Below are 23,790 nucleotides of genomic sequence, written 5' to 3'. Positions count from 1 at the left end.
GAAGGCGTGGCATCCGCACCACGGCGGCGTTCGCCATGACGATCGCCGCCCGCTTCGCCGCGCACGCGGGAGACCGACCGGCGGTCGTCTCCGGCGACGGCGCGACCGTCGACTACGCGGCCCTGCTCGCCAGGGCCCGCGCCTTCGCCCACGCCCTGGGCCCCGAGCACGCCGCGGGGGTCGCACTGCTGGCCGACCGCCGGGTGGAGGTGCTGGAGGTCTTCCTCGGGGCGGCGCTCGCCGGTGTGCCGGTGCAGGTCTACGACCCGGCGTGGAGCCGGGCCGAGGTGGCGGCGGTCCTCGCCGAGACCCGGCCGAGCCTGGTGTTCACCGGCACCGACCACGACGTCCCGGGCGTCCCCCTCGGCGGGCTGCGCGACTGGGTGGCGTCGCGGCCGCGCGCGCCGCACCTGCCCGAGGTCCCCGACACCGCACCGTTCTACGTCGGGTTCACCTCCGGCAGCACCGGTCGCCCCAAGGCCGCGGTCCGCGCGCACCGCTCGTGGACGCGCACCTTCGACCGCTACGACGAGGAGTTCGGCATCGGCCCGGACGACCACGTGCTGGTCCCGGGCTCCCTGGGCCACTCGCACTTCCTCTTCGGCGCCGTGCACGCCCTGGCCGCGGGCGCGACCCTGCACCTGCTGCCCCGCTTCGACCCGGACCTGGTCCTGACCCGGGTCCGCGAGCACCCGGTGACCGTGCTGTACCTGGTCCCGACCATGTTCGAGGCGCTGGTCGACCACGGCCGCGGCCACTTCCCGCTGGTGCGGACCGTGCTGTCCGCGGGCGCGAAGTGGTCACCGGCCCGGCGCGCGCGGTCGGTCGAGCTGTTCCCCGGGGCCGACACCGCCGAGGTCTACGGCGCGACCGAGCTGAGCCTGGTGTCGGTCCTGCACGGCGGCACCGGTCCCGAGGACTCGGTGGGCAGGCCGGTGTCGGGGGTGGAGCTGTCGGTGCGCGGTCCCGGCGGCACCGAGGTCCCGCCCGGCGAACCCGGCCGGGTGCACGTGCGCAGCGACATGCTGTTCACCCGCTACCTCTCCCCCGACGACGGCTCGGGCCCGGACGCCGACGGGTTCTTCACCACCGGCGACATCGGGCGGCTCGACGCGGGCGGCCACCTGCACCTGCTGGGGCGGACGCGCGGGATGTTGGTCAGCGGCGGGGTCAACGTCTACCCGGAGGAGGTCGAGGCGGCCCTGCTGCGGTTGGGCGAGGTCGCGGAGGCCGCGGTGGTCGGTCTGCCGGACGGGTACTGGGGCGAGGTGGTGTGCGCGGCGGTGCGCTGGCGCGGTGCGGCGCGGCTCGACCTGGCGGCGTTGCGGGACCGGGCGGCCGAGCACCTGTCGCGGCAGAAGTGCCCGCAGCGGCTGTTCGAGTTCGCTGCCCTTCCGCACCGCCCAACGGGCAAGGTCGACCGGGCGCGGGTGCGCGAGATGGTGCTCGACCGGGCGGGCGATACTGTGCGGTAGCCATGTTGAGCCTCTACCACGACGCCCGGACCCCGGTGCACGCGTTGCCCGCCGGGGTCAAGCTGTCGATCTTGGTGGCGGTCGGCACGGCGGTGTTCTTCGCCGGGTCCGCGCCCGTGCTGGGCGCGTCGCTGGGCGCGGTGGCGCTGCTGTACGCGCTGGCTCGGGTGCCCGCGCGGGTGGCCTGGCGGCAGTCGGCGCCGGTGCTGCCGTTCCTGGTGTTGATCGTCGCGACGCAGGTGCTGATCGCCGGGTGGGTCGTCGCCGCGCTGGTCGGGCTGCGGGTGCTGGTGCTGGTCGCGCTGGCGAACCTGGTCACGCTGACCACCCGCACCTCGGCGGTGGTGGCCGCGGTCGAGGCGGCGCTGCGGCCGCTGCGCCCGCTCGGGGTGCGGCCGGAGCGGGTGGGGTTGGTGGTCGCGATGACCATCCGGTTCATCCCGGTGATCAAGGAACAGGCCGATCTGGTGCGCGCCGCCCAGCGCGCCCGGGGAGTCGAGCGGAGCACCGCGTTCCTGGTCCCGCTGCTGGTGCGGACCCTGCGGCTGGCCGACGGACTGGGCGAGGCGCTGGACGCGCGGGGCGTCGGCTCCGGGGAGCGCTCCCGGCGGTCCCGCGCTAGCGTGCGGGCCGTCCGAACCAGCGATCCGCAGGGGGATCAATGAGCGTCAACGGAGTTTGGTACAACGAGCTCAATTCCAAGATGACGATCGCCACCGCGTCCGACGGGGTCACGCTCACCGGCACCTACCAGTCCCTGGTGGGCAACGCGCCCGGCGTCTACGCGCTCGTCGGGAAGTACAACGCCGCGCCCACCGCGGGCTACGGGGCGGCCGTCGGGTGGAGCGTGTCGTGGCAGAACGGGGTGAACGACTCGAACTCGCTCACCACGTGGAGCGGCCAGTACTTCGCCGTCGGTCGCGAGTGGATCTCCACGACCTGGCTGATGGTGGTGCAGAGCACCGTGAAGAGCGTCTGGGAGTCGACGATGGTCGCGGTCGACAAGTTCTACCGGCAACCCGCGACCGACGAGGAGGTCGAGGCCCGGCTCGCGCTCGGGCACGCCTCCTCACACCCGCTGGACGTGCTGGGGCCCCGAGGCTGACCGGAACCGGGTGCGCGCGGCCCGGCACCGTGCGCACCCTCCTTTGTGGAACTGGGGGAACAGGTGCGCAGCAAGGACATCGCCCTGGTCGCGCTCTTCGCGGCCATCATGGTGGTGCTGGGGTTCTTCCCGCTGATCGAGTTGCCGTTGGTGCCCGCGCCGTTCACCGCGCAGACGCTGGGCGTCATGCTCGCGGGTTCGGTGCTCGGCGCGCGGCGCGGCGGGTCGGCGATCCTGCTGTTCGTGGTGCTGGTGGCGATCGGCCTGCCGGTGCTGCCGGGCGGGCGCGGCGGGCTGGGCGTGATCATGGGGGTGACGGGCGGGTTCGTCCTGGCGTACCCGGTCGGGGCGTTCGTCGTGGGACTGCTCACGGAGTTGTGCTGGCGCCGGTACAACCTGGCGCTCGCCCTGCTGTGCAACGCCGTGGGTGGGGCGCTGGTGCTGTACGCGATCGGCATCCCGTGGATGGCGGTGGTGGGCGGGCTGCCGCTGGGGAGGGCGTTCACGGGATCTGTCGTGTTCCTGCCCGGTGACGCGGCGAAGGTGGTCGTGGCGTCCCTGGCGGCCGTGGCGGTGCGCCGGGCCTACCCCCTGGTCGAGCCGCGCGAGCGGGCGGGCGCGTGATCGAGCTTTCCGGTGTGGGTCACCGCTTCGGCGACCGCTGGGTCCTGCGCGGTGTGGACTTGGCGCTGACCGAGCGGCGCGTGGCGGTGATCGGCGCCAACGGTTCGGGCAAGAGCACGTTCGCCAGGCTCCTCAATGGACTGATCGTGCCGACCGAGGGTCGGGTACGGGTGGACGGACTGGACACCCGGAAACGGGGGCGCGAGGTCCGGCGGCGGGTCGGGTTCGTGTTCCAGGACCCGGACGTGCAGATCGTGATGCCCACGGTGGCGGAGGACCTGGCGTTCGGGCTCAAGCACCACGACGTGCCGAAGGTGTCGATCCCCGGGCTGGTGGACCGGGCACTGGCGGACTTCGGGCTCGCGGAGTACCGCGACCACCCCGCGCACCTGCTCAGCGGCGGGCAGAAGCAGCTGCTGGCCATCGCCGCGGTGCTGGTGACGGATCCGGCGTACATCGTGTTCGACGAACCGACGACGCTGCTCGACCTGCGCAACAAGCGCCGCGTCGTGGCGGTGGTCGCCGGGTTGGCGCAGCAGGTGGTCGTGGTCTCCCACGACCTGGACCTGCTGGCGGACTTCGACCGCGCGGTCGTCTTCGACGAGGGCCGCGTCGTGGCCGACGGCACCCCGGCCGAGGCGGTCGCGGCGTACCTGGCGCTGCTCAGCGGGTGAGCGCCGCGAGCAGTCCACTGTGGAACCGCGCGGTGTCGACGGTCCTGGCCACGGCGATGCGGTGGCCGGTCCCCTCGGCGCGGTTCCCCCGGAGGTCGGCGACGGTCCGGCCCCGGGTGTGGGTGCCGGTCAGCTCGACGCCGACCGCCAGGTGGTCGTAGGTGGCGAGGGTGGGGTCGAGCAGGATCGCGGCGGCCAGCGGGTCGTGCGGGGTGAAGGTCCGGTAGCCCAGGGCCTTGGTGTAGAAGTCCACGTAGTAGCGCAGGGCCGCGGCGGAGAAGCGGGCCACGGGCGCGGGGGACGCGTTGAGGGCGTCGATCCAGGCGCTGTCGACGCGGACGGCCTCGGTGACGTCGAGGCCGACGAGGGTCAGCCGGAAACCGGCGCCGAGGACCAGGTCGGCGGCCTCCGGGTCCAGGTGGACGTTGGCCTCCGCGTGGGCCGTGCGGTTGCCGGGGACGCGGATGGCGCCGCCCATGACGACCACCGCGTCGAGCAGGTCGGGCAGGTCGGGTTCGAGGAGCAGGGCCAGGGCGACGTTGGTCAGCGGGCCGAGCGCCAGCAGGGTGAACCGCCCGGGGTTGGCGCGCGCGAGCCGGACCAGCTGCTCGGCGGCGGACTCGCCGCGGGTGACGTCGACGTCGCCGCCCTCGCCGCCCAGGCCGTCGTCGCCGTGGACGAACTCCGAGGTCCGCAGCGGCTGGGCCAGCGGCCGGTGGGCGCCGACGGCGACGGGGACGTCGCGCAGACCGGCCTCATCCAGCACCCGCCGCGCGTTGGCGGCGGTGCGCGGCGCGGGGGCGTTGCCGTGCACGCTGCCCACGGCCGCGATCTCGACGCCGGGTTGGGCGGCGAGGTAGAGCAGGGCCAGGGCGTCGTCGATGCCCGGGTCGGTGTCGATGATCAACCGCATGTGGTGTCCCTCCGGTCGGCGCCACCTATCCTCGCCGACGGCGCCGTAACTGGTGGTTAATCCCCGAAGGCGGCGCGGTACCAAAGGCGATTCACGTCGTTGTCGAGGAGGATGCGCAAGCCGTCGCCGAGGCAGTGCGGGGCGATGCGGGCGCGGTATACGTTGTCCAATGGGTCGATGAGCGTTCGCAACTCCCGCGCGGCGTTCTTCGGTGGGGCGCACAAGGCCGCTCTCGGGATCTCGCGGTGCCGCGACTCGGCGGCCCAGCCGCGGCAATCGCGGTCCCGCGGACGTACTCGCGGAGTCGGCGCAGTGGGCCGGGTGCGAACGCGGACCAGCGGGCAGGCGCCTCGGCGAGTTCACCCGGGCGTTCGAGGTCCGCGATCGCCCGGAGGGTGGCGGCGGAGACGCCGCTGACCTGCCGCCGGGACGGCTCCGGGACCCGGCGGGGCGGCCGGGGTCGGTGGGGGCGCCGACGCGGCACCGCTCCGGCGTGTCGGCACGGCGCGATCCTGGCACGGACCGGCGCGGGGCACGACCGATATAGGGCGTCGGATGGCACATTCCGCTGCCCGACCGGGCGGCACATCGTGAAGTCACGGTAATGCGCGGGCTTCCCCGTTTTGCCCAGATCGACCGGTTCCGTGTGCTATGAGATCCGCGGCACACCGGTGGCAACGAACCGTAGTGGACTGGAATCCGGGGCGATATCCACCCGTTCGGCGGAATCACTTCGGTGCACTCCCGACCACATTCACACAACATTCGGACGCAGCGTGGATAACGTGGACTGTGTTGCCGCGCCGCGGATTCGCCGTTATCCTCAGCGTAATTCGCCGATTCCCCCGGGAGTCCCGTGCCCGTCAAGCTGTCCCGTCGCGACCTGGAACACCTCGGCGACGACCCGGTGTTCCTGGAGGCCGGGTTCCACCTCGCGCTCGACCTGCTCGGCGGGCCGAGCGACCCCGACGCGTTCGAGACACCGGACGGCGTGCCGGTGCGGCGCGCGCCCGGTGGCGGCGGCGCGGTGGTCACGCTGCTGGCCGAGGACGACGGCGCGGTGCTGGCCCGGCTCGCCGCCGACGCGCTCGACGCGTGGCGCACGGCGCTGCCCGCCGGTCTGGTGGCCCGCTACTTCGCGCCGCCGGGGGCGGACGTGCTGGGCCTGTGCGGCACCGGTCCGGTCGCGTGGGCCTGCCTGCGCGCGCTGACCAGGGCGCTGCCCACGCTGCGCCGCGTCCGGGTGACCGGGCCGAACGCCGTCGGGTTCGCCGCCGACGCGGCCAAGCGCACCGGGCTGCCGGTCACCGCCGCGGCGGACGCGGGCGCCGACGCGGACGTGCTGGCGATCACCGAACCCGGCTGCGCGGACGCCCGCCGGGGCGCGCTGGTGCTGACCACGGGCCCCGCCCCGACCTGGGGGGAGCACGGCCCCCGCCGCGAACTGGCCTGGGACGACGCGGTCCGCGCGGTACTCGACGGCGTGGCCGCGCCGCGCGCGGATGGGCTGCTCGTGGTCCTCGGGGACAACCCGCGGACCACTCGCTGGCAGCGGTCGCTGGACGGGTGGGCGTTGCGCCGGGCCTGGGAACTCGATGTGGGCTTGATGTTCACTGTGGACTAGGTGGGCCGGCGTTCTCCGGCGTGATCGGACGGCCCGGCTGCCGGGGGTGCGGCGGGTCCGGCTTCGGTGGGTTCTGAACCAGCGGGGCGGGGTCGGGGTTGGTGCGGTTCCAGCGGGGTTGCGTTCTCTCGTGGTTCTAGCGCGAGTTTTCGAGCTGCGCTCGATGGGGTGAAACGTCTTTGTGCGGGGCCCCTACGGACCTGCGGTGGGGCAAAGCGGTGGGAGGGGCAAGCCCACCCCACCCGCGGGCGAGCTTGGCAGGTCCGTCCTCCCACACAAAGACGTTCCACCCCATCGAGCAGTGAACAGGGGCGCGGTGGGTTGGGTGGGGTGTGGGTTGGCAGACGTCGGGGGCTGGCGGGTTCGGCTTGGCGGGGTGGAGGAGGTTGCGGGACGGGCCTGGCAGGTGGGCGAGTGCGGCTTGGGTGGGCGGGTAGGGCCGACACAGGTCGGCGGCCAGCAGGTTCGGCTTGGGTGGGTGAAAGGTCGGGCTGGGACACGTCAGCAGCCGGTGGGCTCAGCTTGACGAGGTGGAGGAAGTTGCGGAGCGGGCCTAGCGGGCGGGCAGGGCCAACATAGGTCGACGGCCGGCGGGTTCGGCTTGACCCGGTGGAGAAAGTTGCGGGCGGGCCTGGCGAGCGGGCACGTACGGCTTGGGTGGGCGGGTAGGGCCGACACAGGTCGGCGGCCAATGGACTCGGCTCGACCGGGTGGAAGAAGTTGCGGGCGAGCCTGGCAGGCGGGCAAGTGCGGCTCGGGTGGGCACAAGTCGGCGGCCGGTGGGCTCGGCGGGGTGGGTTGCGAGGTGGCCGGGCAGGTGGGCGGGTGCGACCTCGATCCAAGCCAGGCCTGATCGGACGGCCCCGCGCGCCGTCGGGGGCTCGGGTGCGCGGGGCCGTCCGCCCGCCACTTCGGAGATGGCGGTATGCGCCGGGGGAAAGGGGGTGCCCCCGGTCTTTCGTCTACGCCGGTAGCCCTCGTCCAACCAGCACGGCCGGTTGTCGGGCGCGGTTCGATCGGGTTTCCGACGGGAGCGGCCCACGCCGGTGGTCGTACGTAGTATCGTACTTGGTACGCGGCTATTCTGGGGGGACTATGACACGAGGCCGAGACAAGTCCGACCCCACCCGGAGCCTGGCGCTGCTGTGGCGGACTCGGGAACCGTCCCCGCGCGAAGGCCGCACCGAGCTGAGCGTCGACCGGATCACCAGGGCTGCCATCGCGATCGCGGACGGCGAGGGGGTCGGCGCGCTGACCATGCGGCGGGTGAGCGAGGCGCTGGGGGTGGGGACGATGTCGCCCTACACCTACGTCCCCGGCAAGGCCGAGCTGATCGACCTGATGATGGACACGGTCTACGGCGAGCTGCCCCCGCTCGACCCCACCGCGAGCGGCTGGCGGGAGCGGTTGGAGGGGGTCGCGCGCAGCAACTGGGAGCTGTACCGGGCGCACCCGTGGCTGTCGTACGTGGAAACCAGCAGGCCCGTGCTGGGCCCGAACCTGATCGCCAAGTACGAGCGCGAGCTGACCGCCCTCGCGGACACCGGCCTCGACGACGTGACACTGGACTCGGTGCTGACGCTGGTCTTGGGCCACGTCCGCAACACGGCCCGGGCCGCGGCGGACGTGGTGGAACTGGAGCGCAGCACGGGCCTGACCGACGAGCAGTGGTGGCGCAGCCAGGCCCCGTGGCTCGCCCGGTTCACCCGCCCCGGCGACCACCCGACCGCCGACCGCGTCGGGACGGCGGCGGGCACCGAGCACCAGGCCGCGTACAACGCCGACCACGCCCTGCGCTTCGGGCTCGACCGCATCCTCGACGGCGTGGCCGACCTGATAGCCCAGCAGCGGGCCGACTGACCTCCCAGCTCACCTGCCCCGCAACAGTCCCACCAAGGACAAAGCGAGACGGTGCGGCCAAGCTGCGGCCCACAGTGGAACCACCCGACCGACTGACACCCAGACTTACTCGTCCCGCAGCAGTTCGACGAGCGAGAGGGCGAGGTCGTCGGTGGGGGTGCCCGCGAGCGCCCAGCCCCCGGCGGGGTCGGCGCGGAAGGGGTACCAGCGGCCGTCCTGGGTCAGGCGGAGTTGGATGCCCTTGGACTCGACCGTCCACCGGTTCCGCCAGACCTTCAGCGCGGGTGGCTCGCCGAACCCGCTGTCCCGCCAGGCTTCCTCGAACTCCGCTCGGGTCCTGGTAGTGGTCTCCCGCGGCGGCGCCCACGTCTGCTCCAGCGCCGCGAGGCCCGCCGCGCCGGCGATCTCCCAGGCGTGGACGGCGCGCGTGAAGTCCGTGGGGCGGCCGGTGCGTGCGGCCGTTCGCTCGACCAAGTCGGTGTGGGCCGCGAGGCGCACCGCGTCCGGCCACTGGGACAGGTTGAGGTCATCGCCCGCCAGCAAGGCCCGGGCGCGTTCGGCGGCGGCTGCCGCCAGGGCCACCAGTGCGGCATTGTCCACAGGGGACTTGGCCTCGACGTCTTCCAGTACCGGCAACAGGTCCAGCATGGAAGCGGGCTCGGAGTCGGCGGGCAGGTCGGCGACCTCGGCGGCCCAGGCCTCCGCCGCCGCAACCCCGGGCACCGCCACGGGATCGCCTGTCGTTCCACGGGTGTTGCGGCGGTGCAACTCCGCCGTCAACTCCGCCTCGCCGCGGCCGCGGACCAGCAGCAGGACGAACGGGTCCCGGTCCAGCAGCCACGACACCTGGTATGCCAGGGCCGCCGCGTGCTCGCACGGGCTGTCCCAGCCGAGGCAGTCGCACTCCGGGTCGAGGTCCCCGTAGTCCGGCAGCAACCGCACCCCGGCGTCGGACGCGGCGCCGACGAGGTCGCGGGGCATGTCCTTGTCCAGCAGCGCCGCGATGTGGCCCGCGCGGGTGGCGACCTTGTCCAGGAACCGGTCCCAGCCCGCGTCGGTGAGCTCCGCGATCCGCACCACCGTCGCGTAGGGGCGGGTGTGGTCGCCGTCGTGCACGGGCGCCGAGACGCGACCGGGGCTGACCGTGATCACCCCGACCAGGCCGGCGAACGCGTGGGCGCGGCCCTTGCGCAGCCGCTCGTGGTCGAGGGCCGTGTCCTCCATGGCCTCGACCCACGCGTTGCCCCACCACGTGTCGGCGAACTTCTTGCCGTACCGCCTCCCCGGGGGGAACGGCGCGAAGGCGACCGCGCGTCGACCGGGGTCGACCAGGTCGGCCTCCGCGTCCGCTTCCTCGTCGTCGGCGAACAGGGCGGCGAGGTGGCCGTCGTACTCGTCATCGTCGTAGGCGCTCATCACGGGGTCCTCAGTTCGACGAGGCGGAGCAGTTCGGCGTCGGAGAGTGCGCTCAGGGCGGCGTCACCGCCGCCGAGGACGGCGTCGGCCAGTGCCCGCTTGGTCTCCAGCAGGCGCGCGATGCGCTCCTCCAGGGTTCCCCGGGTGATCAACCGGTGCACCTGCACGGGTTTGGTCTGGCCGATGCGGTGCGCGCGGTCGGTGGCCTGCGCCTCGACGGCCGGGTTCCACCAGCGGTCGTAGTGGACCACGTGGTCGGCCCTCGTCAGGTTGAGACCGGTGCCCGCCGCCTTGAGGGACAACAGGAACACGGGCACCTCCCCGCTCTGGAACCGCCGCACCATCTCCTCGCGCCGCGGCACGGGTGTGCCGCCGTGCAGCAGCCGCGTGGGCACGCCGCGGTCGGCGAAGTGCTGCTCCAGCAGGCGGGCCATCCGCACGTACTGGGTGAAGACCAGGACCGCGCCGCCCTCGGCCAGGACGGTGCCGACGAGGTCGTCGAGCAGTTGCAGCTTCTCCGAGCGGGACCGCGCCGGGGTGCCGGTCTCCTTCAGGTAGTGCGCCGGGTGGTTGCACACCTGCTTGAGCCCGACCAGCAGCTTGAGCACGAGCCCGCGCCGCGCGATCTCCGTCGCGCCCGCCCGGATCTCGGCCAGCACCTCGCGCACCACGCGCTCGTAGAGGGCGACCTGCTCGGCGGTCAGCTCGACGCCGTGGTCGGTCTCGATCTTCGGCGGCAGCTCCGGCGCGATCCCGGGGTCGGATTTGCGCCTGCGCAACAGGAACGGCCGCACCAGCCGCGACAGCCGGTCGGCGGTGCGGCGGTCGCGGTCGACCTCGATGGTCCGCGACCACCCGCGCCGGAAGGCGCCCGCCGTCCCGAGCAGGCCGGGGGTGGTCCAGTCGAGCAGCGCCCACAGCTCGGTCAGGTTGTTCTCCACCGGGGTACCGGTCAACGCGACCCGCGCCCCGCCCGGGATCGCGCGCAGTGCCTTCGCGGTGCCGCTGAGCCGGTTCTTGACGTGCTGGGCCTCGTCCGCGACCACCAGTCCCCAGTGCCTGCCCGCCAGTTCCGCCGCTTCGACGCGCATGGTGCCGTAGGTCGTCAGCACAAACCCGTTGTCCATATCGGACAGTGACCGCGACCCGCCGTGGAAGCGCCGGACCGGGGTGCCCGGCGCGAACCGGGCGATCTCGCTCTCCCAGTTGCCCAGCACCGAGGCCGGGCACACCACCAGCGTCGGTCCGGCGGTGGCCGGGTCCTCGGCGCGCCGCAGGTGCAGGGCGATCAGCGTGATCGTCTTGCCGAGACCCATGTCGTCGGCGAGGCAGCCGCCGAAGCCGAGCGCGGTCATCCGGTGCAGCCAGCGCAGGCCGCGCCGCTGGTAGTCGCGCAGGGTCGCGGTGAGCGCGGCGGGCTGGTCCAGTTCCTCCGGACCGCCGTCGGGGTCGGCCACCCGGTCGACGAGTTCACCGAGCCACCCGTCCGCCACGACGGACACCAGGCCGCCCTCGACCTCGGCGCTACCGATCAACGCCGCGCCGAGCCCCTCCCACGGGGGCAGCGGCGGCAGCGCGGGCTCCCGCGCCTTGCGCGCCAGGTCCGGCTCGACGAGCACCCACCGGTCCCGCAGCCGAACCACGGGCCGGGATCGACCGACAGTGTCCATTTCGGACTCGATGAGCGGTTCGCCCGCCAGGGTCAGCTGCCACTGGAACGCCTGCGGCGGTGCGGCGCGCAAGAACGCGGCGACGTCGGCGGGCGGCTCCCCCGGGGCGCGAACCCGGGCGCGGGCCCCGAGGTCGCGGCCGAGCCCCGGCGGCCACTCGATGTCCACGCCCGCCGCGGCGAGCCGGGCCTCGGCGCCGCCGAGCAGGTCGGCCACGTCCTCGTCGAGCAGCTCCACCTCGACCGGCTCGGCCGCCGCGAGCAGGCCGTCCAGCGGCGACCACACGCGCGCCGCGCGCCGCACGGCCAGCATCGCCTCGAAGGCGGCGCGGTCACCGAAGCGGTGCTCCCGGCCGGACCACAGCGCCGCCGCGTCCGCCACCCGGGTCGGGTCGGCGAGGTCGCGCAGCCGGACGACGGCGGTGAACGGCGTGTCCGCCGGGTCGCCGCGCAACTCCAGCCGCAGCGCGACGCGCAGCCCCGCGTCGACCCCGGCGGCGACCTGCCGGGCCCACTCGGCGTCGGTCCCGGTCGGTTCGGCGGCGGCGTAGCGGGGGTCGCCGGTGAGCAGTTCGGCACCTGCCGTGCGCGGGAGTGTGTCGGCGACGGCGTCGAACAGCGCGCGCAGCAGGGTTTCCGCGTCGGGCAGGACCGGGTCGGGGGCGGTCGGGTCGACCGGGATCGACCGCGCGCTCGCGGGCATGGCGGCGGCCAGCGCGCGGAGCCGTTCGACGTCGGCGACGTCGAACGGTCCCATGCGCCAGGCATCGGCCCCGCCCGCCGAGACGCCGGGCAGCACCCTGCCGCGCGCGGCCAGGCGCAGCGCGGCGCGCACGGCGGCGGCGTGGAACCGGGCCGACGGGTGGGCGTCCGCGCCGAGCGCGGCGAGCAGCGGGAGCGCCGCGTCGACCGGCACCCGCCGCCCGGTCACCTTCCGCAGGCCGACCCGGCCGCCCCGGGGCTCGGTGAGCACGGCCACGGCCCGCTCGCCCCACTCCGGCGGGTCGTCCCCGTGGACCAGGAACGTCCCGGCCCGCGCGGGGTCCCCGGGTTCGAAAACCACCGCGCACCGGCCCAGCACCATCTGCCCCCTTCACCCCGGCTGCCCGGGAACGACCCTGTCCAGCACCGCGTGACCGGCGCTGCCGCCCGCGGCCCACGTGGGTGTCGCCCACCCCCAGCGGGCGACGCGTCCGATAGTGCCGCCTCCGCCGCCTCAGTCGCTCAAGGATCGGTATTGCCTCACTGCAAGCGGCAGGAACACCGCCACCAGCGCGAGCGGCCAGACCACCGCCATCAGCGGCGCGTGCCCGGCGATCCACGACTCGCCGCCCCAGCCCGGGTTGCCGAACAGCTCCCGGGTCGCCTGGACCGTCGACGACAGCGGGTTCCACTCGGCGACCGCGCCGAGCCAGGCGGGCATGGTCGCCGGGGCGACGAAGGCCCCGGAGAGGAAGCCGAGCGGGAACTCCAGGATCTGCACGCCCGCCACCGCCTCCTGCCCCCTCAGCACCAGACCCAGGTAGATCCCCACCCACACCAGGGCGAAGCGCAGCCACAGGATCAGCCCGGCGGCACCCAGCGCCGCACCGGGCGACCCGGTCGCGCGCCAGCCGATCGCCAGGCCCAGCAGCATCATCGTGACGAGGGTGACCACGGCGAACAGCAGGTCCGCCACGGCGCGGCCGATCAGCGCGGCGGCCGGGGCCATCGGCATCGAGCGGAACCGGTCGGTGACCCCGCGTTCGAGGTCGGTGGCGACGGCGGTGGTCGTCATGCTGATGCCGAAGACCATGGTCATGGCGAACATGCCGGGCATCAGGAACTCGCGGTAGCCACCGCCGCCGGGCACGACCATGGCGCCGCCGAACAGGAAGCCGAACATCAGCACGATGAGGACGTTGAAGGCCAACGACGTGAGCAGCACGGCCGGGTTCCGGGACCAGTGCGCGAGGTTGCGCCGGGTGAGCGTCCACGCGTCGGTCAGGGTCCAGCGCAGGCCCGCCCGGTTCTCGTGCGGGGCAACGGGAACGGTCATGGTCACGCGGGTACCTCCTGGGACTCGCGGCCGGTCAGCCGCAGGAAGACCTCGTCGAGCGTCGGACGGCGCAGCACCACGTCCTCGGTGGACACGCCGGCCGCGTCCAGGGCGCGCACCACGTCGGCCAGCGCGCCACCGCGGCTGGTGACCGGCGCGGACACGCGGCGGTTGTCCCGGTCGACCTCCGGCTCGCCCGCGGCTACTACGCGCAGAGCGGCGACGGCGGCGGGAAGGTCCTGGTGGTCGTGGACCACCACGTCGATCCGGTCGGCGCCGATCCGGGCCTTCAACTCGGCGGGGGTGCCGTCGGCGACGACCTTCCCGGTGTCGATGACCGAGATCCGGTCGGCCAGCCGGTCGGCCTCGTCGAGGTACTGGGTGGTCAGCAGGACCGTGGTGCCCTGGCGGACCAGGTCGCGCACGGCCGCCCAGACCTCGTCGCGGCCGCGCGGGTCGAGGCCGACCGTGGGCTCGTCGAGGAACAGCACCGCGGGCGCGAGGATCATGCCAGCGGCCAGGTCCAGCCTGCGCCGCATGCCGCCCGAGTAGGTGCGGACGGGTTTGTCGCCGACGTCGGCCAGGCCGAAGCGGGCCAGCAGCTCGTCCGCGCGGCGGCGGGCCGCGCGGGCGCCCAGCCGGTACAGCCTGCCGAACATGACCAGGTTCTGGTGGCCGCCCAGCACCTCGTCGACGGCGGCGCGCTGCCCGACCAGCCCGATGCGGTAGCGGACCCGGTCGGCCTGGGTGGCCACGTCGAAGCCCGCCACCGCCGCCCGGCCGCCGTCGAAGCGCTGGAGCGTGGCCAGCGCGCGGACGGTGGTCGTCTTGCCCGCGCCGTTGGGGCCGAGCAGGCCGCACGCCGTGCCGCTCGGGACCCGCAGGTCGACACCGTCCAGGGCGACCTTGTCGCCGTACCGCTTCCGCAGCCCCTCGACGACGATCGAGAGATCTTCCGAACCCACCCGAGCCCCCTTCTCCAGGCACCGCCACTCGTGGCGTACTTAGCACGGTACGTGTCGTCGTACTAAGTACGCAAGCCGCAGGCGCGGATCGTTCGCGAATGCGACCGGTCGGACCGGCTCAGCCGCCCCTCGGTTGACAAACCGGTCGGTCGGTTCATAATCTGCCGCAGCCCAGCGGCCACCCCCGACGAGGAGCCCCAGTGACCAAGCAGGCGCGCGCCGAGCGGTCCCGGGCCGCGCTGCTGCGCGCCGCCGCCGAACTGCTGCGCCGCGACGGCTACCAGGCCACCGGGATGGTCGCGGTGGCCGGGGCCGTCGGCATGACCAAGGGCGGCCTGTACTTCCACTTCCCCTCCAAGGACGACCTCTGCGACGCGGTGCAGGCGAGCGCCGTCGACACCCTCGCGAACTGGCTGGCCGACCACCCGTCGACCGGCGTCCAGCGGGTCATCGACCTGACCCACGCGCTGAGCCGCTGGCTGGTGGCGGAGCCGGAGGTGGGGGCGAGCTTCCGGATGGCGCACGAGGTGGCCGGGCACCGGTTCCGGGTGTTCCTGGAGGCGTGGGTGGCCGCGGTGCGGGCGGAACTGGCCCGGGCGGGGAACATCGCCGTGCCGGTGGACACGGCGGCGGCGCTGGTGTCCGCGTTGTCCGTGGGCGCCGAGGCGCTGGGGCCCGACACCAGCGGTCGGCTCGGGGACATGTGGGCCGTCGTGCTGCCGGAGTTGGTGCGCGGGACCGTCGACCACCTCCGGGTCGACGGCACCGGCGCGCCGGTCAGCCGGTGATGACGGTCTTGCCGCGGGCGTCCGGGGACTCGGCGTGGTGGATGGCGAGCGCCGTCTCCGCCAGGGGGTAGGCGCGGTCGACCACCGGGGTCAGGCGGTTGGTCTCGACCAGGTCCCGCAGGGCCGTCAGGTTGCGCCTGCTCGGTTTGGCCGCGATGGGCACCAGGCGGTGGCGGACGAAGCCGGAGAGGAACCAGGCGACCGCGTGCGCGCCGAGGTGGCCGAGCAGGCAGCGGCCCCGGTAGCCGCCGCCGACGGCCAGCAGGAGCGTGCCGCCCCGGGTGAGCCGTCTGCGGGCAGCGCGCAGTCCGCGGTCCCCGGCCAGGTCGAACACCACGTCGAAGCGGTCACGGCCCCACTCCTCGTCGACCTCGTCCGCGCCGAGCGCGCGGACCACGGCGAAGTCCGCCGCGGCGCAGACACCGGTCACGCGCGCGCCCAAGGCTTTCGCGACCTGCACCGCGAACGTGCCCACGCCGCCTGCCGCGCCCGTCACCAGCACCCGTTGCCCGGGTCGCACCACGCCCAGGTCGCGCAACCCGACCAGGGCCGTGTTGCCCGCCAGCGGAACGGCCGCCGCCTCCCCGTACGACAGGTTCTCCGGTTTGCGCGCGACGAACTCCTCGTCCACGCAGACGTACTCGGCGAACGCGCCCACGGCCTCGCCGAACACCTTGTCCCCCAACACGAAGCCGGTCACACCCGCGCCAAGGCCCTCGACCTGACCCGCGAAGTCCCGGCCCAGGACCCTGGGGCGCGACAACCGCAGCACATACGGGTGGCCGTGGAAGTCCTGCCAGTCGACCGGGTTGACCGAGGCCGCGCGGACCCGCACCAGCACCTCGCCCGGCGCGGGCTCGGGGCGGGGCACCTCCCGCACGACCACCGACCCGTAGCGCTCCCGCGTGATCGCCTTCATCGGTCTCCATGCCGGATCGGGCCCCAGGTCCGCAACCTTAGGCAGCGGACGCGGGACCCAGCATCGGGGAAGACCCTCGGAAACCGCGCTAGCCCGCGCGGTCGAGCCGCACGGGTTCGGGGGTGAGCAGCAGCGGGTCGGCGGCCAGGACCCGGCGGTGCAGGCCACGCAGGGCGGGCGAGGGGTCGAGGCCGAGCTCGTCGACCAGGCAGGCGCGCAGGCGCTGGTACTCGTGCGCGGCGTCGCCGCGCCTGCCCGCGCGGTAGAGGGCGACCATGAGGTGGGCCGAGAGGTTCTCGTGGGTGCCGTGGCGGGCGACGAGGCCGGTCAGCTCGGCCAGCACCTCGTGGTGGCGACCCAGCCGCAGGTCGGCGTCGACGCGCCGGTCCAGCACGCTGAGCCGGGCCTCGGTCAGGCGCCGGACGTGCGCCGCCAGCACCGCGCCGACCCGCACGTCGACCAGCGGGTCGCCGCGCCAGCGGGCCAGCGCGGCGCGGAAGTGCTCGGCCGCGCCCGCGACGTCGCCCGCCCGGGCCGCGCGGTGCCCGGCCTCGGCGCGGCGCTCGAACTCGCGCAGGTCGAGCTCGCCGGTGACCAGCAGGTAGCCGCCGGGTCGGGTGACCAGGACCCGCTTGGGGTCGCGCGGTTGCCCGGCGCGGGCCGACGCGGCGCCGATCAGGCCGCGCAGCTGCATCACGTAGGTCTGCAGGGTGGTCGTCGCGCTGCGCGGGGCGGCGTCGCCCCAGAGCTCGTCGACGAAGGCGTCGACCGGTACCACCTGGTCGGCGTGCGCGGCGAGCACCGCCAGCACCTTGCGCGGCTTGGTCGCCGTCGGCGTGACCGGCAGACCGGCCACCCGCGCCGCCAGCGGCCCCAGTATCCCAACGTCCACAACGCCTCCCGCGTTCGCCGCACCAGTGCGCCCAGAATAAAACCGACCACCCGGTTTATCAACCCTGCCGAAGATCATACCTACCCCCCGGTTTTCTCTCCCGCAACCCGGCCGGGTGATCGGCTACACTCCCCCGGGGATCGGGTCGCCGGGAGGAGCTCGTCGTGGCAAGGCAGGAACGCGCCGAACACACCCGCAACGCCATCCTCGACGCCGCCGCGGCGAAGTTCGACGAGTACGGCTTCCTCGGCGCGAGCCTGTCGGACATCCTCGCCGAGGCCGGGGTCACCAAGGGCGCGCTGTACTTCCACTTCGCCTCGAAGGAGGAACTGGCCAACGCGCTGATCGCCGAGCAGTTCGCGTCCGACCACGAGCCGCTGGCCGGGGTCGAGCGCCCCGGGCTGCAAACGGCGATCGACATGGGCCACGAACTCGCGGCGAACCTGCGGGCCAACAAGCGGGTGCGGGCCGGGATCCGGCTGGTGATCGAGCAGGGGTCGTTCATCGCGCCCGCCGAGAGCGCCTACCGGATGTGGATCGACATCACCCGGACCTGCCTGCTGGCCGCGCGGGAGAACGGCGACCTGCGCGCGGAGGTCGACCCGGACGACCTGGCGCAGCACCTGGTGGGGGCGTTCACGGGGCTGCAGCTGAGTTCGCAGGTGCTGACCGGCCGCGCGGACCTGACCGAACGCGTCACTTTCATGTGGACACTCCTGCTCACCGCGATCGTCCCCCCGCGCAGGCTGGCGAGGTTCAAGCCCGAGGGCACCGCGTCCATCCGAATCGCGGGAGTCAGCGCCTGACCGTCCTTTGGGGACACCAAAGTCGCGCACCCGGCGTCACCGCGACGAACGATTGGGCGCGACCTCGCTACCTCCGCGTCGTCGGGGTGACCGGGGATGGGGAAACACCGCCTTCGACAGGGCCGTCGGCCGAAGGGGAGAAGACCGGTCCACCCGACGGGAGAACCGTGGACGGGCTCACAATGGCGCAGCGGAGTTGTTCCGTTGTCAATCCACCGACTTCGGCCAGATCGACATCGGCCAGATTGGTGCGCATGAGTTTCGCACCCCCCATGTGGCCGATGTGCACAGTGGCGGAATTGAGGTCGGCGTCGGTCAAGTCGGCGTCGGTCAAATAGACCCACGTCATCTTGGCGCCCGAAAAACGAGCACCTCTCAGGTTGGCGCCCCGAAACCAGGAAGACTTGGGAACTTGTCCGGCCCCGTCTGCCCCAATTGTTCAATGGCTTTCGTGAAGCGCTCGGTAATCTGCCCTTGCCTCGACAGTTCCGGCTGGTCACGAGTCGCCTGCTGCTGAGCGCGATTCGCGCTGTTGACATTGAAGCGCACAACTATTGCCGATCTTGGAGGTTTGGTCGAACCCGGACGCGAGACTCCTGACTCCTTCGCCGTCGCGGTCGGGCAGCGCGTCCGGCTTGGGCACGGAGCACCCCTGCGGTGTGCCGAAATCAGGAACCGCTCTCCGGGGGTAGGCGTACCTGGATGCCGTGATCCAGGTCGTTGCCGCCGGGTGGGCCGCCCTGGGCTTCCTCGTCGCGCATCATGGACATGGAGTCGCGGTGGTCGAGTTCCATGCGCTTGGTGCCGTAGAACATCGCGGTGAACTCGTTGATGTAGGTGGCGGTCACCGGGGTTCCCGATTTGTCGCGCCGTTTCTGCCTGCGCAGTTCGTACACGCCTACCGCGACCACCGTCAGGGTCGACACGGGGATGCTCCACGTGAGCACCGTCTCCAGGGTGTCCATGGTCATCCCAACGCCGTGGCCGCCGCGCGGGTTCCTCAGCCCAGGGTGGCCAAGGGGGCGTCGGTCGGCGAGGTGGTGGCGGCGGGCAGGGTGAACTCGAACCGGGCGCCGCCGTCGGGGGCGTCGGTGGCGGTGATGGTGCCGCCGTGGCGTTCCACGATCCGCTTGCAGATCGCCAGGCCCAGGCCGGTGCCCGCGTAGCCCGCGGCGCGGTGCGCGCGGTGGAAGTTGTCGAAGATGGCGGCGTGGTGGCCGGACGGGATACCGATGCCGTTGTCGGTGATCGTCACCCGGACCAGGTCGTCGACGCGCTCCCCCACGACCGCCACGCACGGGGTCACCCCGGCCGCCGTGTACTTCACCGCGTTGCCGATCAGGTTGTCCAGCAGCTGCCGGACCAGCACCGCGTCGGCGAGCACCGGGTCCAGCCTGCCCACCGCGAACCGCGGCACCGGGTCGCCCTCGGCCACCGCGGCGTCGGCGCGCGCGGCGGCGATGTCGGCGACCACGGTCGCCAGGCTGACCGGCACCGGCGCGACGGTCGCGTCCCGGGCCGTCGTGTACGCCAGCAGGTCGTTGATCAGCACGCGCATCCGGCCCGCGGCCCGGCTGACCCGGGTGAGGCTGTTGCGCGCGTGGTCCACCGCGGCCGACTCGGGCGTCTCCGCGAGGGCCTCGTCGGCCACGCTGGTCCAGCCCTCGACCACGGCCAGCGGGTTGAGCAGGTCGTGGGCGACCACGCCCGCGAAGTTGGCGAGCTCGTCGAGGTGGCGGCGCTCGGCCGTCACGTCCCGGTACAGCACCACCGCGCGGTGGTTGCCGTGCACGTCGGGCAGGGCCGTGGCGTTGACGCGCAGCACCTGCGCCTCGGCCGTCCCCCTCCGGCGGACCACGACCTCCAGGTCGCGCACCTCCTGACCGGCCAGGACGCGGGCGTGCGGCATGTCCCCCGGGGTGAGCGCGGCGCCGTCCAGGGTGTGCACGTCGTAGTCGCCCGGCTCGATGACGGTCTCCCGCAGGTTGCCGCCCAGCAGCCGCACGGCGGCCGGGTTGCGCAGGGTCACGCGGCCGTTGTGGTCGATCACGGACAGGCCGTCGGCCATCGAGTCGATGATCGCCGACATCAGCTCGGCGCGCTGCGCCTGCTGCTCCTTCTCCGCCGCCAGCTCGCGCAGCAGCTCGACCCGCTCGTCGCGGCCCAGCGCCAGCGCCAGGCCGACCACGGCGACGATGGCGATGAACAGCTGGACGACCAGCGCCTTGGCCGAGTTCGAGGCGACCAGGGCGAACGGCCCGTCGCCGTGCAGGGTGAACAGCACCGCGATGGCGCCGACGCCCAGGTCGTGCAGCACGACGAAGGTGGTCGGCAACCGGGTGGCCGCCCACACGGTGAACGCGATCAGGGTGAAGGCCAGCGGCGCGCCGTGCACGACACCGAACCCGAGGACGTACGCGACCACGGAGGCCGCGGTGATCACCGCGTACTCCGCGAGCCGCCACCGCGGGGTCGCGGCGACTTCCGCGGCGGCGACCCGCCACACGCCGGAGCAGCCGCCCGCGCGCCGCCGGTACACCGCGCCCGCGCGGCCGACGCACAACCCGACCGCGCCGACCAGCAGCACGCCCGCGGTGTTGCGGGCCAGCCACACGGCGGTGGCCAGCCAGGAGTAGCGGTCGGTGAGCAGCCACATGCCGGTCGGGCCGATCGCCGCGCCGACCACCGTCGCCGCGAAGGCCGCGCCGAGCACGGCCCACAGGTCGCGCGGCCCGCGCAACCCGCCGCCGTCGGCGAGCGACCACAGCGACGGCCGCAACCGGACGATCAGCCAGAGGAAGACCCAGACCTGCGCGAGGTTGGCCACCACGAACACGGCCGCGAGCGCCGGACCGGCGCCGGTGGCCACGTTGACCGCCATGGTGATCGCCGCCAAGACCACGGCGTCGAGCCAGCGGGCGCGGGAGCGGTGCTGGGCGCAGAACCAGACGACGGCCACGCCCGCGGCGGGCCAGACCAGGCTCAGGTTGGTGTTGTCCATGACCGTCAGCCGACCGGCCCAGGTGGCCAGCACGTACAGGACCGCGAAGACCGCGGTCCTGGCCAGGCTGACGCGCAGCGACAGGTGGCTCACCGGGTCACGTCCCGCGCGGGTCCCCGGTTGTCCGGGGCCAGCCTGCGCACGGCCGCGCACAGGCCCATGCCGGTGAACGGCTTGGGCAGGTAGGCGGCGCCCGCGTCGCGCATGCGGGCCAGGTCGAGGCCGGACCACAGCACGGTGATGAACAGCGCGGGCAGGTACCGGTCGGCGCGGCGCAGCTGCCGGAGCAGGTCCACGCCGTCCATGCCGGGCATGTCGACGTCGAGGACGGCGACCTGCGGCAGGCCGTGCCGCTCGATGGCGGCCAGCGCGAGCGCGCCGCCGTCGACGGCGAGCACGTCGTGGCCGTCGGCGCGCAGCCACCGCGCGACGAGGTCGCGGACGTCCTCGTCGTCGTCGACCACCAGTACCCGTGCCACCGCGCCCTCCCTTTGCCCTGCTGTCGGCCGCCGGGAGGGCGTTTCCAAGATTTTCGCGGATCCGTGTCGAAGCGGGGTCTTCCCGTTCGTGGAGGGGTCGACGGCAGGTCATCACTCGGAGGAGAAGAGCCATGGCGGTGCAAACGCTTGACCAACCCGACCGTGTGGGACCCAAGCGGGTGACGAAGTCGCTGCTTGGTTACGGGGTGTTGGCGGGCCCGGTCTACGTCCTCGTCACGCTCGGCCAAGCGCTCACCCGGGACGGCTTCGACCCGACCCGGCACCAGTGGAGCCTGCTGGCCAACGGACCGGGCGGCTGGGTCCAGGTCGTGAACTTCGTCGTGACCGGGCTGATGGTCGTGGCCTTCGCCGTGGGGCTGCGACGCGCGACGGCCGCGCGGTGGGCGCCCGGGTTGGTGGCGGTCTACGGGGTGAGCCTGGTCGGCGCCGGGCTCTTCCGGGCCGACCCGGCGCTGGGCTTCCCGGCCGGGGCGCCCGAGGGGCTGCCCGCCGAGGTCAGCGGGCACGGGCTGCTGCACCTGGTGTGCGGGGTCGTCGGGTTCGTGGCCGTGGCCGTCGCGTGCTTCGCCGTCGGACGCCGGTGCGCGGCGGAGGGGCGTCGCGGGTGGACGGTGTTCTCCCGGGTCACCGGCGTCGGCCTCCTGGTCGGGTTCGCCATGGCCGCCGCCGGCCAGGGCGGCGCCGCCGCCACCCTCGCATTCACCGCCGCCGTGCTGCTGGTCTGGGCCTGGTGCGCGGCGGTCGCCGTCGACCGCTACCGCGCGGTCGGCCCCACCGCTTGATACACATCACTCGCTCACGAAGAAGGAGAAGACGCCATGCGCTACATCGTCCTGCTCAACGCCGAGCACCCCGACACACCGCCGCCCGCCGAGTTGATGGCCGGGATCGTCGCGCTGGGCGAGGAGGCCACGCGGTCCGGGGTGCTGCTCGACACCGCGGGCCTGGCGCCGAGCGCGGAGGGGTCGCGGCTGACCGTGCGCGCCGGTGAGCTGAGCGCGGTGGACGGGCCGTTCGCCGAGACCCGGGAGCTGATCAGCTACGCGATCTACGAGGTGGCGACCAAGGCCGAGGTCGAGGAGTGGACGAACCGCTTCCTGCGGCTGCACCGGGACCTGTGGCCCGGGTGGCAGGGCGCGGCGTCGATCCACCGCGTGCTGGACTTCGGCCCGCCCGCCTGAGGTGGGGAGCGCGGACGCGGCGGTGGCGGCGGTGTGGCGCGTCGAGTCCGCGCGCTTGGTGGCCGGGCTGGCGCGGCTCACCGGCGACGTCGGCCTGGCCGAGGAGCTGGCGCAGGACGCGCTGGTGGCGGCGCTGGAGCAGTGGCCGGTCGGTGGCGTGCCGCCGAACCCGGCGGGCTGGTTGATGACCACGGCCAAGCGCCGGGCCATCGACCGGCACCGCCGGGACCGGTCCTTCCGGGACAAGCTGGCGGTGCTCGCGGGCGCCGAGGACGAGGACCCGATGACTGCGGTCGACGACCGCCTGGACGACCACATCGGCGACGACCTGCTGCGGCTCGTGTTCACCGCGTGCCACCCGGCGCTGGCGGTGCCCGCGCGGATCGCGCTGGTGCTGCGCGCGGTGGGCGGGTTGACCACGGCGGAGATCGCGCGGGCGTACCAGGTGCCGGAGTCCACTGTGGCGCAACGGATCGTGCGGGCCAAGCGGGCCCTGGCCGGGGTGGGGTTCGAGCTGCCGCTCGCGGCGGAGTTCGACGCCCGGCTCGGTTCCGTGCTCGAGGTGGTCTACCTGGTCTTCAACGAGGGCTACGTGGCGACGTCCGGCCCGGCGTGGGCGCGGCCGGAGCTGTGCCGGGAGGCGATGCGCCTGGGCCGGGTCGTGGCGGGGTTGGCGCCCGCCGCGCCGGAAGCGCACGGTTTGGTGGCCCTGATGGAGTTGCAGGCTTCCCGGCTGGCGGCCCGCGTCGACGCGGCGGGGCGGCCGGTCCTGCTGGCCGACCAGGACCGGCGGCGGTGGGACCGGCTGCTGATCCGCCACGGCCTCGCCGCGCTGGACCGCGCGGTGTCGCTGGGTGTGCCGGTGGGCCCGTACACGGTGCAGGCGGCCATCGCGGCGTGCCACGCGCGTGCGGTGAGCGTCGCGGAGACGAACTGGCCGGAGATCGTCAGCCACTACGACGCCCTGGTGGCGGTGTGGCCGAGCCCGGTGGTGAAACTGAACCGCGCGGTGGCCGTCGGCATGGCCTCGGGCCCGGCGGCGGGTCTAGCCCTGGTGGACGGGTTGGTGGAGCGCGGTGTGCTCGCGGGCAACGCGCAGATCCCGGCCGTCCGAGGGGAATTCCTGGACCGCCTCGGCCGCCGGGAGGAGGCGGCCGCGGAGTTCCACCGCGCCGCCTCCCTCACCACGAACGAAGCCGAGCGCTCGGTCTTCCTCCGCCGCGCCTAGCGGTGTGGACGGGGCCGAGCGCCCGGTCTTCCCGTCCGCGCCCGAGGCCGGCGTTGGGGGGGATGACCGAGCGCTCGGTGCTTTCGCGACGTCCCCGGGAGGAGGATGTCGC

23 protein-coding genes are annotated in these 23,790 nt (G+C 73.7%); 12 read left to right on the top strand and 11 right to left on the bottom strand.

The features are described 5' to 3' along the window. Positions 1 to 35 precede the first annotated feature (35 nt). The 5 genes from CLV40_RS24000 to CLV40_RS23980 all read left to right on the top strand — a co-directional run bounded on the left by CLV40_RS24000 (position 36) and on the right by CLV40_RS23980 (position 3,878). Positions 36 to 1,475, top strand: coding sequence for an AMP-binding protein (locus CLV40_RS24000; protein ID WP_181043699.1), 1,440 nt, complete (start codon positions 36 to 38; stop codon positions 1,473 to 1,475). A 2-nt stretch (positions 1,476 to 1,477) separates the two neighbouring features. Then, complete coding sequence (locus tag CLV40_RS23995) at positions 1,478 to 2,140, top strand: energy-coupling factor transporter transmembrane component T family protein (RefSeq protein ID WP_104481235.1); 663 nt, start codon at positions 1,478 to 1,480, stop codon at positions 2,138 to 2,140. Further along, complete coding sequence (locus CLV40_RS23990; protein WP_104481234.1) at positions 2,137 to 2,580, top strand: avidin/streptavidin family protein; 444 nt, start codon at positions 2,137 to 2,139, stop codon at positions 2,578 to 2,580. The genes CLV40_RS23995 and CLV40_RS23990 overlap by 4 nt, the downstream gene beginning before the upstream one ends. 63 nt (positions 2,581 to 2,643) lie before the next feature. Further along, positions 2,644 to 3,204, top strand: a complete 561-nt coding sequence (locus tag CLV40_RS23985; RefSeq protein ID WP_104481257.1) for a biotin transporter BioY — start codon at positions 2,644 to 2,646, stop codon at positions 3,202 to 3,204. Continuing rightward, on the top strand, positions 3,201 to 3,878 hold the full coding sequence (locus tag CLV40_RS23980) for an energy-coupling factor ABC transporter ATP-binding protein (protein ID WP_104481233.1): 678 nt from the start codon (positions 3,201 to 3,203) through the stop codon (positions 3,876 to 3,878). Before CLV40_RS23985 ends, CLV40_RS23980 begins: the two co-directional genes overlap by 4 nt. On the opposite strand, the gene CLV40_RS23975 is transcribed toward CLV40_RS23980, so the two are convergent. Continuing rightward, positions 3,868 to 4,791: a nucleoside hydrolase gene (locus CLV40_RS23975; RefSeq protein WP_104481232.1), complete on the bottom strand. Its 924-nt coding sequence runs from the start codon at positions 4,789 to 4,791 to the stop codon at positions 3,868 to 3,870. The two genes, CLV40_RS23980 and CLV40_RS23975, sit on opposite strands and share 11 nt — an antisense overlap. 856 nt (positions 4,792 to 5,647) lie before the next feature. Between CLV40_RS23975 and CLV40_RS23970 the strand changes: the two genes are divergently transcribed. Both CLV40_RS23970 and CLV40_RS23965 read left to right on the top strand, forming a co-directional pair. Then, the gene (locus tag CLV40_RS23970) at positions 5,648 to 6,415 is read left to right on the top strand and encodes a hypothetical protein (RefSeq protein ID WP_104481231.1); all 768 of its coding nucleotides are present in this window, start codon (positions 5,648 to 5,650) and stop codon (positions 6,413 to 6,415) included. Positions 6,416 to 7,510: 1,095 nt separating this feature from the next. Beyond that, on the top strand, positions 7,511 to 8,275 hold the full coding sequence (locus CLV40_RS23965; protein WP_104481230.1) for a TetR/AcrR family transcriptional regulator: 765 nt from the start codon (positions 7,511 to 7,513) through the stop codon (positions 8,273 to 8,275). Positions 8,276 to 8,380: 105 nt separating this feature from the next. On the opposite strand, the gene CLV40_RS23960 is transcribed toward CLV40_RS23965, so the two are convergent. From CLV40_RS23960 to CLV40_RS23945, 4 genes are all read right to left on the bottom strand, one after another. Next, positions 8,381 to 9,691: an SWIM zinc finger family protein gene (locus CLV40_RS23960; protein ID WP_181043697.1), complete on the bottom strand. Its 1,311-nt coding sequence runs from the start codon at positions 9,689 to 9,691 to the stop codon at positions 8,381 to 8,383. Then, positions 9,691 to 12,444, bottom strand: a complete 2,754-nt coding sequence (locus CLV40_RS23955; RefSeq protein WP_104481229.1) for a DEAD/DEAH box helicase — start codon at positions 12,442 to 12,444, stop codon at positions 9,691 to 9,693. The genes CLV40_RS23960 and CLV40_RS23955 overlap by 1 nt, the downstream gene beginning before the upstream one ends. 132 nt (positions 12,445 to 12,576) lie before the next feature. Further along, complete coding sequence (locus tag CLV40_RS23950) at positions 12,577 to 13,398, bottom strand: ABC transporter permease (protein ID WP_104481228.1); 822 nt, start codon at positions 13,396 to 13,398, stop codon at positions 12,577 to 12,579. 2 nt (positions 13,399 to 13,400) lie between these two features. Then, positions 13,401 to 14,363, bottom strand: coding sequence for an ATP-binding cassette domain-containing protein (locus CLV40_RS23945; protein WP_104481227.1), 963 nt, complete (start codon positions 14,361 to 14,363; stop codon positions 13,401 to 13,403). 200 nt (positions 14,364 to 14,563) lie between these two features. Between CLV40_RS23945 and CLV40_RS23940 the strand changes: the two genes are divergently transcribed. After that, a complete protein-coding gene (locus tag CLV40_RS23940) occupies positions 14,564 to 15,151 on the top strand; it encodes a TetR/AcrR family transcriptional regulator (protein ID WP_104481226.1) in 588 nt (195 codons plus the stop codon). On the opposite strand, the gene CLV40_RS23935 is transcribed toward CLV40_RS23940, so the two are convergent. Beyond that, on the bottom strand, positions 15,141 to 16,070 hold the full coding sequence (locus tag CLV40_RS23935) for an NAD(P)-dependent alcohol dehydrogenase (protein WP_104481225.1): 930 nt from the start codon (positions 16,068 to 16,070) through the stop codon (positions 15,141 to 15,143). The two genes, CLV40_RS23940 and CLV40_RS23935, sit on opposite strands and share 11 nt — an antisense overlap. 88 nt (positions 16,071 to 16,158) lie before the next feature. Beyond that, entirely contained in the window at positions 16,159 to 16,962 is an 804-nt protein-coding gene (locus CLV40_RS23930) for an AfsR/SARP family transcriptional regulator (protein ID WP_104481224.1), read from the bottom strand. 164 nt (positions 16,963 to 17,126) lie between these two features. On the opposite strand from CLV40_RS23930, the gene CLV40_RS23925 reads away from it, so the two are divergent. Then, positions 17,127 to 17,768, top strand: a complete 642-nt coding sequence (locus CLV40_RS23925) for a ScbR family autoregulator-binding transcription factor (protein ID WP_104481223.1) — start codon at positions 17,127 to 17,129, stop codon at positions 17,766 to 17,768. Positions 17,769 to 17,835: 67 nt separating this feature from the next. Here the strand turns inward: CLV40_RS23925 and CLV40_RS23920 are convergent, their stop codons facing one another. From CLV40_RS23920 to CLV40_RS23905, 4 genes are all read right to left on the bottom strand, one after another. Beyond that, positions 17,836 to 18,204: a pentapeptide repeat-containing protein gene (locus CLV40_RS23920; protein WP_104481222.1), complete on the bottom strand. Its 369-nt coding sequence runs from the start codon at positions 18,202 to 18,204 to the stop codon at positions 17,836 to 17,838. 232 nt (positions 18,205 to 18,436) lie between these two features. Continuing rightward, positions 18,437 to 18,739: a DUF6191 domain-containing protein gene (locus CLV40_RS23915; protein WP_245931525.1), complete on the bottom strand. Its 303-nt coding sequence runs from the start codon at positions 18,737 to 18,739 to the stop codon at positions 18,437 to 18,439. 29 nt (positions 18,740 to 18,768) lie between these two features. Beyond that, positions 18,769 to 20,862, bottom strand: coding sequence for an ATP-binding protein (locus CLV40_RS23910; protein ID WP_245931524.1), 2,094 nt, complete (start codon positions 20,860 to 20,862; stop codon positions 18,769 to 18,771). Beyond that, positions 20,859 to 21,248, bottom strand: a complete 390-nt coding sequence (locus CLV40_RS23905; protein WP_245931519.1) for a response regulator transcription factor — start codon at positions 21,246 to 21,248, stop codon at positions 20,859 to 20,861. Before CLV40_RS23905 ends, CLV40_RS23910 begins: the two co-directional genes overlap by 4 nt. Positions 21,249 to 21,427: 179 nt before the next feature. Here CLV40_RS23905 and CLV40_RS23900 point away from each other — a divergent pair, with 179 nt between their 5' ends. From CLV40_RS23900 to CLV40_RS23890, 3 genes are read left to right on the top strand one after another with little or no spacing between them, the layout of a single operon-like run. Next, a complete protein-coding gene (locus tag CLV40_RS23900; RefSeq protein ID WP_245931518.1) occupies positions 21,428 to 22,051 on the top strand; it encodes a DUF998 domain-containing protein in 624 nt (207 codons plus the stop codon). A gap of 36 nt (positions 22,052 to 22,087) precedes the next feature. After that, positions 22,088 to 22,450: a YciI family protein gene (locus tag CLV40_RS23895; protein ID WP_104481219.1), complete on the top strand. Its 363-nt coding sequence runs from the start codon at positions 22,088 to 22,090 to the stop codon at positions 22,448 to 22,450. Between the two features lies 1 nt (position 22,451). Continuing rightward, entirely contained in the window at positions 22,452 to 23,678 is a 1,227-nt protein-coding gene (locus CLV40_RS23890) for an RNA polymerase sigma factor (RefSeq protein ID WP_104481218.1), read from the top strand. The last annotated feature ends 112 nt before the right edge of the window (positions 23,679 to 23,790 follow it).

Origin of the sequence: Actinokineospora auranticolor, from assembly GCF_002934265.1 — a bacterium.
GTDB lineage: Bacteria > Actinomycetota > Actinomycetes > Mycobacteriales > Pseudonocardiaceae > Actinokineospora > Actinokineospora auranticolor.
This window is presented reverse-complemented; position numbering and strand designations above follow the sequence as displayed.